Source organism: Streptomyces sp. NPDC002701 (assembly GCF_042889045.1).
Taxonomy (GTDB): Bacteria; Actinomycetota; Actinomycetes; order Streptomycetales; family Streptomycetaceae; genus Streptomyces.
In genome coordinates, this window is sequence record NZ_JBIAQL010000001.1 from 835,015 (window position 1) to 848,696 (window position 13,682).

A 13,682-nucleotide genomic window follows, 5' to 3' on the forward strand; every position below is an offset into this window, starting at 1 on the left:
AACACCGCTCGTCCCTGTGAAAGGTCCCTCATGCCCCTGGCCCTGCTCGCCCTCGCCGTGGGCGCCTTCGGCATCGGCACCACCGAGTTCGTGATGATGGGGCTGCTGCCCGACGTCGCGGACGACCTCGGCATCTCGATCCCCACCGCGGGCCACCTCGTCTCGGCGTACGCGATCGGCGTCGTCGTCGGCGCCCCGCTGCTCGCGGCGGTCACCGCCCGCATGGCCCGCCGCAAGGTCCTGATCGGGCTGATGGTGCTGTTCGTCGTGGGCAACGCGCTCTCGGCGTTCGCCCCCGACCACCACTCGCTGATCGCCGCGCGCTTCCTGAGCGGCCTGCCGCACGGCGCCTTCTTCGGCGTCGGCGCCGTCGTCGCCACCGGCATGGTCACCGCCGAGCGCAAGGCCCGCGCGGTCTCGCTGATGTTCCTCGGCCTGACCGTCGCGAACATCGCCGGCGTCCCCGCCGCGACCCTGATGGGCCAGCAGCTCGGCTGGCGCGCCACGTTCCTCGGGGTCAGCGTGATCGGCCTCGCGGCCATCGTCTCGCTGGTGCTGCTCCTGCCCCGGAACACCGTGCACGACTCCGCCGCGACGGGGCTGCGCGGTGAACTGGCCGCGCTCAGGTCCCTCCCGGTCTGGCTGGCACTCGGCACGACCGTCGCCGGCTTCGGCGCGCTCTTCTCGGCGTACAGCTACATCACGCCGATGCTGACGGACTCCGCCGGGTACGCCGACTCCAGCGTGACCCTGCTGCTCGCGCTGTTCGGTGTGGGCGCGACGGTGGGCAACCTGCTGGGCGGCCGTCTGGCCGACCGCTCGATGCGCGGCACCCTGTTCGGCGGCCTCGGCTCGCTCGTGGCGGTCCTGGCCCTCTTCCCGCTCATGATGGGCACGGCGTGGAGCGCGCCCCTCGCCGTGGTGCTGCTCGGCGCGGCGGCGTTCATGACCAGTTCCCCGCTCCTCCTCATGGTCATGGAGAAGGCGTCCTCGGCCCCGTCCCTGGCCTCCTCCGCCAACCAGGCGGCCTTCAACCTCGCGAACGCGGGCGGCGCCTGGATCGGCGGCCTGGCCCTGGCGGCCGGCCACGGCGTCACGTCCCCGGCCCTGGCGGGCGCGGCGCTGGCGGTCCTGGGCCTCGGGGTGGCGGCCCTGGCCCACGCGGTGGACCGGCGCCGCGGCACGCTCCACACCGGCCGGGTGGTGGCCACGCACGCCCCCCACCAGACGGAAGCCCCGGCCCACCACTGACCTGGCCGCAGGTCGTCCGTCCGGTGCCGGCCCGGTGGGGCCGGTCGCGCAGTTCCCCGCGCCCCTAAAAGACTGCGCAGTTCCCCGCGCCCCCAGGTACCTGGGGGCGCGGGGAACTGCGCGACCGGCCCCCACGGCCCCGCGGAGAACGAACGACCCGCCGCCAGGCAAAAAGGAGGGGGCGCCCGGCCAACACCGGGCGCCCCCTCACGGGCAGACACTCACAACCGCTCGCGCCACTGATTCGTGATCGGCAGCCGCCGGTCCTTGCCGAACCCCTTGGCCGAGATCTTCGTCCCCGGCGGATACTGCCGCCGCTTGTACTCCGCCGTATCGACCATACGAAGCGTCTTCGTCACGAGCTCCCGGTCGTACCCCGCGGCCACGATCGCATCGGCCCCCGTGTCCCGGTCGACGTACAGCTCCAGAATCGCGTCCAGCACGGGATAGTCCGGCAGCGAGTCCGTGTCGACCTGCCCGGGCGCCAGCTCGGCGCTGGGCGGCTTGGAGATGGAGTTCTCCGGGATCGGCGGCGTCTGCCCCCGCTCGGCCGCGGCCCGGTTGCGCCACTCGGCGAGCCGGAAGACCGACGTCTTGTACACGTCCTTGATCGGCCCGTACGCGCCCACCGAGTCGCCGTACAGCGTCGAGTACCCCACCGCCAGTTCGGACTTGTTGCCCGGCGCCAGCACGATGTGCCCCTCCTGGTTGGAGAGGGCCATCAGCATGGTGCCGCGCAGCCGCGACTGCAGGTTCTCCTCGGCCAGACCGGTCAGGCCGAGGGACCCCATGTACGCGTCGAACATCGGCTCGATCGGTACGGTCCGGTAGTTGAGCCCGGTCCGCCGTGCCAGCTCGGCCGCGTCGCCCTTGGAGTGGTCCGAGGAGTACTTGGACGGCATCGACACGCCGTACACGTTCTGCGCGCCGAGCGCGTCGCAGGCGATCGCGGCGACGAGGGCGGAGTCGATCCCGCCCGAGAGCCCGATCAGGACCGAGCGGAAACCGTTCTTCGCGGCGTACGCCCGCAGCCCCACCACCAGCGCGGAGTACACCTCCTCGTCGTCGTCGAGCCGCTCCGCGTACCCGCCGGACAGCTCCGCCTCGTACGGCGGAAGCGGCTCGTCGGACAGGACGACGTGCTCGATGCGCAGGCCGTCGTCCACCACACCCGACGGCGGCTCGGCGGCAGCGGCCGGCAGGTCCAGGTCGAGGACGACGCACCCCTCGGAGAACTGGGGCGCCCGCGCGACGACCTCACCGTCCCGGTCGACGACGATCGAGTCGCCGTCGAAGACCAGCTCGTCCTGGCCGCCGATCATCGCCAGGTACGCGGTCGTGCAGCCGGCCTCCTGCGCGCGCTTGCGCACCAGTTCGAGCCGGGTGTCGTCCTTGGCCCGCTCGTACGGAGAGGCGTTGATCGAGATCAGCAGGCCCGCCCCGGCGGAGCGGGCCGCCGGGACGCGGCCGCCGTCCTGCCAGAGGTCCTCGCAGATGGCGAGCGCCACGTCGATGCCGTGCACCCGGACGACCGGCAGCGTGTCACCCGGCATGAAGTAGCGGAACTCGTCGAAGACGCCGTAGTTCGGCAGGTGGTGCTTGGCGAAGGTGAGGACCACCTCGCCGCGGTGCAGCACCGCCGCCGCGTTCCGCGGGGCGCCGGCCGGCTGGCCGTACTTGGGCTGGGCCTTCTCGGCACGGTCGAGGAAGCCGACGACGACCGGCAGGTCCCCGAACCCCTCGTCGGCGAGCCGGGCGGCGAGTGCGCGCAGGGCCGCCCGGGACGCCTCCACGAAGGACGACCGCAGGGCCAGGTCCTCGACGGGATACCCGGTCAGCACCATCTCGGGGAACGCCACGAGATGCGCTCCCTGCTCGGCGGAGTGCCGGGTCCAACGGACGATCGCCTCGGCGTTCCCGGCGAGATCGCCGACGGTCGAGTCGATCTGATTCAGGGCGAGACGTAGTTGAGGCACGCCGCCAGTGTAATCGTCACAGCGACACGATGCCCGTGCCCCGTCAGGGGCGCGGGGAACTGCGCGACCAGCTCCCACCGACCCGCGGTGATCCGACGGCGGACAGCCCTACGGCGGACCCGGTACAAGCGAGCGCAGGGCACCGTCAACGCACCGGCTTCGCCCCGCGCCTCGCCAGCAGGTCCGACATCAGCTTCATCTCCGACTCCTGCGCCTGCACCATGCCCTGCGCGAGCCGCCGCTCCACGCCGACCTGGCACCGCTCCACACACCCCTCGGCCATGTGCACGCCGCCCACGTGGTGCGCGTACATCAGCTGCAGGTACCGGACCTCGGCCGCCTTGCCCCTCAGCTTGCGCAGCGACTCCATCTCCGTGTTGGTCGCCATGCCCGGCATGAGCGCGCCGTCCTCGCCGGCCCCCGCTCCGGCCATGCCCATCCACTCCATGGGCTCGTCGGCGGACACCTTGGGCAGCTCCCACAGGTCCAGCCAGCCGAGCATCATGCCGCGCTGGTTGGCCTGGGTCTGCGCGATGTCGTAGGCGAGGCGGCGCACCTCCTCGTCGTCGGTGCGGTCGCGCACGATGTACGACATCTCGACGGCCTGCTGGTGGTGCACGGCCATGTCACGGGCGAAGCCCGCGTCCGCCGAGCCGGCCGCGGGAGGCTTCATCCCGGAGTCGTCGCCGTCGGCGACCGCGTACGTGATGCCGCCGGCCGCGACCAGCACGGCCGCGGCGGCCCCGGTGATCCAGCCCGCGGACTTCACCGTCCTCACTTGGACAGGCCGTTGGTGCAGGCGGCGCCCGGCTCCGGCGTCTGCTTGCCCTGCACGTACGTCTCGAAGAACGTGCCCACGGCCGGGTCGCCCGCACCCGTCACGGTCCGCTGGTGACCCCACGCGGAGAGCATGATCGGGTCCTTCTGGTCCTCGACGGGGCTCATCAGCGAGTACGGCGTCTTCTTGACCTTCTCGGCGAGCGCCTTCACCTCGGCCTCCGGCGCCGTGCTGTTGTACGTCACCCAGACCGCGCCGTGCTCCAGCGAGTGCACGGCGTTCTCGTTCTTGATCGCCTTCTCGTAGACGTCGCCGTTGCAGTTCATCCAGACCTGGTTGTGGTCACCGCCGACCGGGGGCTCCATCGGGTACGTCACGTCCTTGGTGACGTGGTTCTGCGTGAGCTTCGTGCTCCACTTCCGCACGCCGTCCTTGCCCGTGACGAACTTCCCCGCAGCGGCCTTCGAGTCGCTCGCCGCGCTGCTGTCCTCGTCGTCGGACTGCGAGTTGATCAGGAAGGCGCCACCGGCGACGAGACCGGCGACGACGATCACGCTGGCGGTGATCGTGAGGACCCGGTTGCGGCGCTCACGGGCCTGCTCGGCGCGCCGCATCTCCTCTATCCGCGCCTTGCGCGACGTGGTGTCTGTCTTCTTGGCGGAACCCATGGGGTGGTCCTTCTGGGGGAAAGGGACAGTGGCGTGGTCAGCTGATCGTAGTGGGGGAGCGGTGGATGTAGGTCCGGAGCCCGCAGGAATGGCCGAATGGTCCGGGATCCAGGACCCGGCGGGCAGGATGGATGGCGCAGCGGCAGGGGAGTGGTAAGGAAGCAGTACATCTGCCGTACGCGGGGCGTTCGGGCGGAGGTCCGCCGCAGGATCGGGGCCCGCAACGCGCATGAAATGCTGTTGTGGTGTGATGCGCAGGTGCCCGACCGCCTTCCTGGGACGGGAGCAGGCGGCCTGACCAGCAAGATTGGGTGGAAGCGGAAGATGGACAAGCAGCAGGAGTTCGTGCTCCGTACGTTGGAGGAGCGCGACATCCGTTTCGTACGCCTGTGGTTCACGGACGTGCTGGGCTTCCTCAAATCGGTGGCCGTGGCCCCGGCCGAGCTGGAACAGGCGTTCGATGAGGGCATCGGCTTCGACGGATCGGCCATCGAGGGCTTCGCCCGGGTCTACGAGTCGGACATGATCGCCAAGCCCGACCCGTCGACCTTCCAGGTCCTGCCGTGGCGGGCGGAGGCACCCGGCACCGCCCGGATGTTCTGCGACATCCTGATGCCGGACGGCTCGCCCTCCTTCGCGGACCCGCGGTACGTGCTGAAGCGGGCGCTGGCCAAGGCGTCCGACCTGGGCTTCACCTTCTACACGCACCCGGAGATCGAGTTCTTCCTGCTGAAGGACAAGCCGGTCGACGGCTCGCGCCCGACGCCGGCCGACAACTCCGGCTACTTCGACCACACCCCGCACAACGTCGGCATGGACTTCCGCCGCCAGGCGATCACCATGCTGGAGTCGATGGGCATCTCGGTCGAGTTCTCGCACCACGAGGGCGCGCCGGGTCAGCAGGAGATCGACCTGCGGTACGCGGACGCGCTCTCCACGGCCGACAACATCATGACGTTCCGGCTGGTCATGAAGCAGGTGGCGCTGGAGCAGGGTGTCCAGGCGACGTTCATGCCGAAGCCGTTCAGCGAGCACCCGGGCTCGGGCATGCACACGCACCTCTCCCTCTTCGAGGGCGACCGCAACGCGTTCTACGAGTCGGGCTCCGAGTACCAGCTCTCCAAGGTCGGCCGCTCCTTCATCGCGGGCCTGCTGAGGCACTCGGCGGAGATCGCCGCGATCACCAACCAGTGGGTGAACTCGTACAAGCGCATCTGGGGCGGCTCCGAGCGCACCGCCGGTGCCGGCGGCGAGGCCCCCTCGTACATCTGCTGGGGTCACAACAACCGCTCGGCCCTGGTCCGCGTCCCGATGTACAAGCCCGGCAAGACGGGTTCGGCGCGGGTGGAGGTCCGCTCCCTCGACTCCGGCGCGAACCCCTATCTGGCGTACGCCGTCCTGCTGGCGGCCGGTCTCAAGGGCATCGAGGAGGGCTACGAGCTGCCGCCCGGCGCGGACGACGACGTCTGGGCGCTGCGCGACGCGGAACGCCGCGCGATGGGCATCGAGCCGCTGCCCCAGAACCTGGGCGAGTCCCTCACGCTCATGGAGCGCAGCGAGCTGGTGGCGGAGACCCTCGGCGAACACGTCTTCGACTTCTTCCTGCGCAACAAGCGCCAGGAGTGGGAGGAGTACCGCTCCGAGGTGACCGCGTTCGAACTGCGGAAGAACCTGCCGGTGCTGTAGGCGTCGGTCGGCGGGCCCACCCCGCTGGAACGGCCCGCGGGGCCGGCGGTCACCGACCGTCGGCCCCGCGACGTCTCGTCGGCCGCCACCGTGCCGGGCCGGCGGAACGGTCCGCAGGAAGCAGCCGTCGAGCGCGTTCGGATACTGGATCATCGTGATCACCAAGGGCAGGGCGAAGGCGTGGCAGGGCGCCCCCGCGGAGATGGGCGCGCCCGGGGCCGGCGGAGGTCTAACCGGCCCCGCCGGGCAACGGTCACGTGCCGATCGGCGTCGTACGACACCGACTGCCGGTCAAGTCGGCTGCTCTGCACGGCTCGTGGCGTCTCCCTGCTCGGCGCCCTCACCCGCAAGGGTGAGATCACGGGGGTGTGAATTGCTGAACCACGAGGGGCGGCGTTAGAGCGACGACATGAGTGTGAGCGGTGCTCGTCGTGGGCCGCGAAGCAGGACGGGAGCTTGCTGTGAGTGTTGGTTCAGCTGGTGGGTCGGCCGTGGGTCCGGGGCACGGGCGTCATGTGGCGATCTTCAACGTGCCGATGAGCGGGCACGTGATCCCGACGCTCGCTCTGGTACAGGAGCTCGTGGACCGCGGGCACCGGGTGAGCTACGCGGTGACACAGGAGTTCGCCGACCAGGTGCGGGCGGTGGGGGCACGGCCGGTGCTGTTCGAGGCGCCTGCCTCCGGGGAGGCACCGGAGGACATGGCCGTCGGGGTCACGCAGGCGGTCGTGGTGAACGTGGCCGCGTTGTCGCAGCTGGAGGAGGCGTTCGCCGGTGACCGCCCCGACGTCGTGCTCTACGACGTCTACGCGTGGGCGGGCCCGCTGCTGGCGGCCCGGTGGGGCACGCCGGTCGTGCAGCTGGCTCCGACACACATCCCGTACGAGGGTGTGGTGGAGGAGTTCTTCGGGCTGGACGACATCGCGGAGATCCCCGGCTTTCCCGAACTGGCGGGAGCGCTGGAGGAGTTCCGGCTGCCGGGCGGGGTGCACGCGCTGACGCTCGCGCCGCCGAAGGTGATCGCGTTCTTCCCGCGTTGTTTCCAGCGGCGGGCACAGACGGTGAAGGCCGGTGAGGCCCATTGGGTCGGGCCGGCGATCGCCGACCGCCCCTACCAGGGCCGGTGGCACAGGCCGGCGGACGGCAGGCCCGTGGTGTACGTGTCCCTGGGATCGCAGTTCAACCGGCGGCCGGAGTTCTACCGGGCCTGCGTGGACGCGTTCGCGGGTCAGGGCCGGCATGTCGTGATGAGCGTCGGGGCCGAGGTGGCCAGGGCGGGTCTGGGACCTCTGCCCGACGGCTTCGAGGTACATGCCGGCGTGCCGCAACTCGATGTCCTGGCAGCTGCTTCGGTGTTCGTCACCCACGGCGGCATGGGCAGCCTCATGGAGGCTTTCTCCCTGGGAGTGCCGGTCGTGGTGGTGCCGCAGATGGCCGAGCAGCGGGTCAACGCCGCCCGGATCGTCGAACTGGGGCTGGGCGCGCACCTGCCCCGCGAGGAGGCCGACGGGCCGGCGGTGCGGGAAGCGGTTCTGAAGGTCGAGGCCGACGAGGACATCTCGGGCGCCGTGGCATGGATGCGTGAGCAGATCGGGCTGGCGGGCGGTGCGGATGCGGCCGCTGACGTGGTGGAGAAAGTCCTGGCAGACGTTCCGATGGTCCCGGTGACGGGCTGATGCGGGACAGGGCGGCCGGAGGCCGCGGCCGGTGTCCGGCCGGTGCGGCCGGCCGGCTGGGCGTGGTGGTGACCGCCGTGCTGCTCTCGTCGACCGCGTGTCCGCCCGGCGCGGCCGCCGAACCGGCCCGTACCACCGGCTCGGCTCCTGGGCTCACGGCGACCGCACAGCGGCAGGACACGCAGGTGACCTCTCGTGATGTCGCCGTCCGTGCCGCTGACGGGACGCCGCTGGCGGGGACGGTGTACGAGCCGTCCGGCTCCGGTCCGCATCCGCTGCTGGTCGTCCCCGGGGCCTGGTTCTCCCTGCCGGCCGACGACGTCGAGACGGCGCTGAAGCTGCGGGCGCTGGCCGCCTCGGGGTATGTCGTGGTGTCCTACGACCCGCGCGGATTCCGTCGCTCCGGCGGTGAGGCCGACCTCGCCGGACCCGCCGACACCTCTGATCTGTCGCGGGTGATCGACTGGGCCCTGGACCACACCCGTGCCGACGCACGCCGGGTCGGGGCACTCGGCTCCTCCTACGGCGCGGGCATCACTCTGAACGCCGCCGCCCACGACGGGCGGGTCCGGGCGGTCGCCGCGCTGTCCGGCTGGGCCGACATGTCCGGCGGCTACTACGTCAACGGCACCAGGGCAGCGAGCATCACCTTCTTCCAGGGTCTCGTGGGCCGCCTGCACGGCCGCTACGGCCCCGAGGCGGAGGCGGCCTTCACCCGGGCACGCGTGCACGGCATCGACGAGTCGGATCCCTGGGCCCGGACGCGTTCACCGCGAGCCCACGTGGAGCGGTTCAACCGCCATCGCACAGCCGTGTTCATGGCGGGCGAGTGGGACGACCCGCTTGTTCCCGCCGGCCCGACCGGCGCCTTCCTGGACGAGCTGGAGGGGCCCAGGCAGTTGCAGATGTACCCGGGCGGGCACGGCGACAGCCGCACCGTCACCGCCCGGCTCGGCGGCGGCGAACCGATGGTGTGGGAACAGGCCGTGGCCTGGCTCGACAGCCACGTCCGTGACCGCGGCCGCCGCTTCGAGCAACCGGCACCGGTCGTCCTCGCACCGCGCACGGGCGGACCGATCGAGAAGTACCCCGCCTGGCGTTCCCTGCAGCACCACCTGGTGCCGGTCGCACTGCGCCCCCGCCCCGGTACCGGGCGGTTGACCGCGGGTTTGCCGTCGGCTGCGGAGTCGGGGCCCTACCCCGTCGCCGGGAAACTCGACCAGGCGGGCACGCGGCCCACGGTGCCCATGCCTCTCCTCACCTCACCCGCGGCCGCGGTCTGGCAGGGAGACCGTCTTCCGCATGCCCGGGCGCTGCGCGGCAGCGCTCATGTGCGGGGGGTGCTGGTTCCCGGCGCCGGGACCGGCACGGTCATCGGCCATCTGTACGACGTCGGTCCGCTGGACACGGCGCGTCTGCTGACGCACGCCCCGTACACCTTCCGGGGCCAGGTGCCGGGCCGTCCGCACGCGTTCTCCTTCGCGATGCCGGCGACGGCGTGGGACCTGCCCGCAGGACACCGTCTCGCGCTCGTCTTCGACACGGTGGACCACCGCTATGCCGGTGAGAACCCGCTCGGGACGCCGCTCACGATCGTGCCCTCGTCCGTGCGGCTGAGCGCGCCGCTGGCCCCGGGCCGGCCGCCCTTCACCGACGCGCCGGCACCGGGGCAGCGGCGACAGGGGTAGCGGCGACAGAGGTGGCGCTTCCGGGCGTCGCGGCGGGAACGTAGGGACGCATCACCACCGGGCCCTGCGACGGAGCAGGGATGAAGCAGGCACCCGGCGCGCTCACCACCCGCCGTGATGCCGGAACAGCACCGGCGAGGAGCACGTCCCCGTCGGACGGCCGGCCCGGTTCCTTCAGGGATGCCCTGGACGCCTCCAGCAAGCCGACCGCGAACCGGTGCGCGTAGTGGAGGTAGCCGGCGGCGGAAGGGTGGAAACCGTCGTCGCAGTACAACTGGGCGGGGCGCGTCCGGAACGCGTCCGTGGTCAGTGACACCACCAGCCCGCCGGCCCGGAGCACCGCGGCGGCCTGCAACCGGGCCAGCCGCCGGGACCTGGACGAAGCCACGGCCCGCACACCTCGGCGCAGTGCCGGAGCCGCCCCGATGTCCGCGCAGGAACCCACCACCACCTGCCACCCCGCCGCCCGCAGTTCCGCCACGTAGCGGCCCAACCGGGCGGCGGCCCGCCCCAGCGGCGCGGGAAGCATGACGTCGTTGCCACCGATGAGGATCAGTGCCACGCCCGGGTCCGTACGGTGGGTCACCTTCCGCACCTGACGGCTCATCGTGGCCGTCGTCGCCCCGGCCCGCGCCGGCACTTCGAGCTCCACCGCGCACGACAGCTCCGACACCAGCACCTCCGCCAGGTGGGCGCCCACCGTCTCCTCCCGCCGGCGGACACCCACTGTCACCGCCGACGAGTCCCCCAGCACCACCAACGGCAGCACCACGCCCCCGTCGGGACCGTAGCGACCCGCGGGTGACGGCACGCCCTGTCCGTCCCGCAACACCCCACGCACCACCAGAGCGGCATAGCTCCGCAACACGGCCCGCAGCACTCTGCGGCGCAGCGGCGGCCGCGACCGACCTGACGCGCCGACCCCGGCAGTACGCACGACACACCTCGTCCCTCTGGCGCAGCAGAAACCCGACGGCCCGCTGCACCCCTGCTCTTCCGGCCCTGCCCCGGCCAACGTGCGGACACAGCACGGCAGTCGTGACAACCGGTCAAACGATCAGGACCTGCCCAGGACACGCGGCACCGGTACGACACCGAACTCGCGCACTTCTTCGCGTACTTGGGCCCGTTTTCCGGCGTACGCCACCCGTCGCCGATGTCGGCCCGCCGACAGGCATACGAACGTTACGTACGGGCACGTTGACACGCGTGGGGGCGCAGAGGCCGGCCGTTCGAGGGACGGTAGTGTGTTAAAGGCTTGAACGGCCCGCCGTGTGAACCGCGGTGGCCCGCAAGGGGCAAGTCGCCCGCCCGAGCCGCCTGCACGCGACCTCTGAGAGTGAAGCTGATGAACGTGTCGACCGGCGGCGGACGGCTGCGGAGCCAGGCCACCATAGCGACCCTCGTCCTTGCCATCTCCCTGCTGTCCGGCCCGAGTTACGCGGCGCCCGGCGAACCCGACCCACGGGGCAGGTCCATCGAGGAGATCCGGGCCGAACTGGACGGCCTCTACCGCACGGCGGAGGTGGCCACCGAGGCGTACAACGCCGCGAACGAGAAGGCTGCCAAGCAGGAGAAGAGGCTGGCGGCCCTCCGCAAGGGCCTGGCCCGCGCCGAGAGCCGCGTCGACGACCTGCAGGACCTCTCGGGTGCGGCCGCCCGGACGCAGTACCGCGGGGGCAACCTCGCCGCCACCGGTATCCAGTTGCTGCTCGGCGACCACCCCGACCAGGCCCTGAACGAGGCGTCCCAGGCCCGTCAGGCGCTGCGGAGCCTGGTCAACGTCTCGGAGACCCAGAAGACCGCCCGCGCGGAGCTGGGCCGGCGGACCGACGCCGCCGCGAAGGAGCTGCGCAAGCTGGAGAGCAGCCGCGCGGACAAGGCCGAGGCGAAGAAGAAGATCGAGGGGAAGATCGCCGAGGCCGAGCAGATCGAGGCGGGGCTGGAGAAGGACGAGGCCCGCGAGCTGGCGCGGCTGGAGCGGGAGCGGGCCGAGGAGGCCGAGGCCCGCTGGACGGGCTCCGGCGCGGGCGGCGGCGGTGCTTCGACGGGGACCGGCTCGGGCGGGAGCGGCTCCGGCGGTGGCGGTGGCGGCTCCGTCGGGGGCGGGACGCAGGCGAGCGGAGCGGCCGCGAAGGCCGTCGCCTTCGCGATGGCGCAGATCGGCAAGCCCTACGGATGGGGCGCCGTGGGCCCCTCGGCGTACGACTGCTCGGGACTCACGTCCGTGGCGTGGGCGCGGGCCGGCCACCCCATACCCCGTACGTCGCAGGCGCAGTGGGCGGGACTGCCCAGGGTGAGCCTGTCGTCCGCGCGCCCCGGCGACCTGATCATCTACTTCAATGACGCCACACATGTGAGCATGTACATCGGGGGTGGGAAGATGGTCCACGCCCCGCGGCCCGGACGCACGATCACGACCGCGCCGGCCGCGTCCATGTCCATCCTCGGTGTCGTCCGGCCCGGAGTCTGAACGGATGAGCTACTCGCTGACCCCCCGCGACCAGCGGAACCTGCCCGCGCTCAGCGCCCAGCCACTGATCCGTCTCGACGCCTACGTGGCCGAGGACGGGTCGACGGTGGTCAACGGCCACCTGCTGGAGATGGGCGGCAGGCGGCCGCCGAACGAGGCGATCCTCGACGCCGTCGCCATGTTCGCCCGCACGCTGGGGGCCCCGGTGGCGGCCACCGTCATCGACCGCACCGTGATGCAGGTGGCACGCCTGCGGGTGTACCCCGACGGGTCCAGCCGGACCATCGCCGACGAGGACGACCTGCCGCCGGGGCGTGAACGCACCGCCGCCGAGGAGGAGGCGTTCCCTCCGCTCGCCCGGGTCGAGCGGATCATCCAGCACGCCCAGCACGAGGAGCACCACGCCGCGTTCGTCCTCGCCAGCGCGCTGCGCGAGCACCTCACCCTGCGCAGGGGCGCGGAGGACGAACTCTCCCTGGAGGCGCGGGCGATCGAGGCGTACCTCGCGTATCTGCGCGGCGACTACACGCTCTCCATCACCCTCGCGCTGACCGTCGCGCGCATCCGCTGCCGTACCGACCTGAACCGGGCGGCGCCCGACGTGGCACGCGCCACGGCTGCGTGGCAGCGGCTGATGGACGAGGGCCAGGTCGCCACCCGGGGGCAGGAGCTGCTGCACATGTGGGAGCGGCTGTCCGCGGAGGGCCTGCTCCTTGAGCCGTCCCACCAGGCCATGGCCCAGACCGTCCGGAGCCGCCTCGCGCAGGGCGGACGGTCCGTACCGGCCCCCGCCCCGGCCGCGACACCGGCCCTGCCCGCGGGGCAGGGACCGCTCGCCCCCGAGGACAAGCCCCTCAAACCCGCGCGACGGGGGCTGCGGCGCTTCACCAGGCTGCCCGGCCGGTCGGCCGGGGCATCACCCGGGCCGACCGCGTGACGACACGTTCGCACGCCGGCCCGGGCGGCCGGCGGACTACTGCTGCGCCGCCTGCTCGGTCATGAGCCGGTGCAGGGGCTTCGTGGCCCGCTCGCGGTACTCCTGGATCGCCCAGCCGTTGCCGTCCGGGTCGGTGAAGTGCATGAACGTGCCGCCGTCCTGCGGGGCGAACTGCACGGGCTCGCTGACCTCCAGCCCCCGCGCGGTCAGCTCCTCGTAGGCCGCCTTGGCGTCCGCGACGACCAGCTGCAGGCCGTGGTAGGTGCCCGGCTGCGGGGTCCCCGTCGGGCTCGGCACGCCCTGGGCGAGCGCGATCGAACACCCGGAGCCCGGCGGTGTCAGCTGCACCACGCGCGCACCCGGCATCACCTCCGTGTCGAGGTCGACGTGGAAGCCCACCTTGTCCTGGTAGAAAGCCTTCGCCCGGTCGATGTCGGTGACCGGCAGCATGATCACTTCAAGGGCCATGTCCATGGAACGACTCCTTCGTCGTACGTCGGACGAACCGCCGACGCGTGTGGCTGAACGACTCCCCCTCACCGAAGCGGA

The 13,682-nt window shown here is 71.9% G+C and carries 11 protein-coding genes; 6 read left to right on the forward strand and 5 right to left on the reverse strand.

The features are described 5' to 3' along the window. Positions 1-30 precede the first annotated feature (30 nt). Complete coding sequence (locus ACFYXC_RS03575) at positions 31-1,251, forward strand: MFS transporter (protein WP_389546368.1); 1,221 nt, start codon at positions 31-33, stop codon at positions 1,249-1,251. A gap of 221 nt (positions 1,252-1,472) precedes the next feature. Here the strand turns inward: ACFYXC_RS03575 and ACFYXC_RS03580 are convergent, their stop codons facing one another. From ACFYXC_RS03580 to ACFYXC_RS03590, 3 genes are all read right to left on the reverse strand, one after another. Beyond that, positions 1,473-3,227, reverse strand: a complete 1,755-nt coding sequence (locus tag ACFYXC_RS03580) for an NAD+ synthase (protein WP_388924667.1) — start codon at positions 3,225-3,227, stop codon at positions 1,473-1,475. 145 nt (positions 3,228-3,372) lie between these two features. Next, positions 3,373-3,996 (reverse strand): DUF305 domain-containing protein, encoded by a 624-nt coding sequence (locus tag ACFYXC_RS03585; RefSeq protein WP_389546776.1) that lies wholly within the window; start codon positions 3,994-3,996, stop codon positions 3,373-3,375. A 5-nt stretch (positions 3,997-4,001) separates the two neighbouring features. Then, positions 4,002-4,673, reverse strand: coding sequence for a DUF3105 domain-containing protein (locus ACFYXC_RS03590; RefSeq protein ID WP_388924670.1), 672 nt, complete (start codon positions 4,671-4,673; stop codon positions 4,002-4,004). Positions 4,674-4,997: 324 nt separating this feature from the next. Here ACFYXC_RS03590 and glnA point away from each other — a divergent pair, with 324 nt between their 5' ends. The 3 genes from glnA (at position 4,998) to ACFYXC_RS03605 (ending at position 9,723) form a co-directional block, all read left to right on the forward strand. After that, positions 4,998-6,359, forward strand: coding sequence for a type I glutamate--ammonia ligase (glnA, locus tag ACFYXC_RS03595; protein ID WP_388924673.1), 1,362 nt, complete (start codon positions 4,998-5,000; stop codon positions 6,357-6,359). Positions 6,360-6,895: 536 nt separating this feature from the next. Continuing rightward, the gene (locus ACFYXC_RS03600; RefSeq protein WP_389546374.1) at positions 6,896-8,035 is read left to right on the forward strand and encodes a macrolide family glycosyltransferase; all 1,140 of its coding nucleotides are present in this window, start codon (positions 6,896-6,898) and stop codon (positions 8,033-8,035) included. Then, the gene (locus ACFYXC_RS03605; RefSeq protein ID WP_389546377.1) at positions 8,035-9,723 is read left to right on the forward strand and encodes an alpha/beta fold hydrolase; all 1,689 of its coding nucleotides are present in this window, start codon (positions 8,035-8,037) and stop codon (positions 9,721-9,723) included. The genes ACFYXC_RS03600 and ACFYXC_RS03605 overlap by 1 nt, the downstream gene beginning before the upstream one ends. On the opposite strand, the gene ACFYXC_RS03610 is transcribed toward ACFYXC_RS03605, so the two are convergent. Beyond that, a complete protein-coding gene (locus ACFYXC_RS03610; RefSeq protein WP_389546380.1) occupies positions 9,683-10,660 on the reverse strand; it encodes an SGNH/GDSL hydrolase family protein in 978 nt (325 codons plus the stop codon). The genes ACFYXC_RS03605 and ACFYXC_RS03610 overlap by 41 nt on opposite strands. Positions 10,661-11,071: 411 nt before the next feature. Here ACFYXC_RS03610 and ACFYXC_RS03615 point away from each other — a divergent pair, with 411 nt between their 5' ends. Together ACFYXC_RS03615 and ACFYXC_RS03620 are read left to right on the forward strand one after the other, a co-directional pair. Beyond that, complete coding sequence (locus ACFYXC_RS03615) at positions 11,072-12,196, forward strand: NlpC/P60 family protein (protein WP_389546383.1); 1,125 nt, start codon at positions 11,072-11,074, stop codon at positions 12,194-12,196. Positions 12,197-12,200: 4 nt separating this feature from the next. Next, on the forward strand, positions 12,201-13,133 hold the full coding sequence (locus tag ACFYXC_RS03620; RefSeq protein ID WP_389546385.1) for a hypothetical protein: 933 nt from the start codon (positions 12,201-12,203) through the stop codon (positions 13,131-13,133). Positions 13,134-13,169: 36 nt separating this feature from the next. On the opposite strand, the gene ACFYXC_RS03625 is transcribed toward ACFYXC_RS03620, so the two are convergent. Beyond that, complete coding sequence (locus ACFYXC_RS03625) at positions 13,170-13,607, reverse strand: VOC family protein (protein WP_389546387.1); 438 nt, start codon at positions 13,605-13,607, stop codon at positions 13,170-13,172. Between the last annotated feature and the right edge of the window lie 75 nt (positions 13,608-13,682).

Coding starts and splice junctions, on each gene's coding strand:
- ACFYXC_RS03575 (WP_389546368.1), top strand. CDS start 31: ATGCCCCTGGCCCTGCTCGCCCTCGCCGTGGGCGCCTTCGGCATCGGC.
- ACFYXC_RS03590 (WP_388924670.1), bottom strand. CDS start 4,673: ATGGGTTCCGCCAAGAAGACAGACACCACGTCGCGCAAGGCGCGGATA.
- glnA (WP_388924673.1), top strand. CDS start 4,998: ATGGACAAGCAGCAGGAGTTCGTGCTCCGTACGTTGGAGGAGCGCGAC.
- ACFYXC_RS03600 (WP_389546374.1), top strand. CDS start 6,896: ATGAGCGGGCACGTGATCCCGACGCTCGCTCTGGTACAGGAGCTCGTG.
- ACFYXC_RS03605 (WP_389546377.1), top strand. CDS start 8,035: ATGCGGGACAGGGCGGCCGGAGGCCGCGGCCGGTGTCCGGCCGGTGCG.
- ACFYXC_RS03615 (WP_389546383.1), top strand. CDS start 11,072: ATGAACGTGTCGACCGGCGGCGGACGGCTGCGGAGCCAGGCCACCATA.
- ACFYXC_RS03620 (WP_389546385.1), top strand. CDS start 12,201: ATGAGCTACTCGCTGACCCCCCGCGACCAGCGGAACCTGCCCGCGCTC.
- ACFYXC_RS03625 (WP_389546387.1), bottom strand. CDS start 13,607: ATGGACATGGCCCTTGAAGTGATCATGCTGCCGGTCACCGACATCGAC.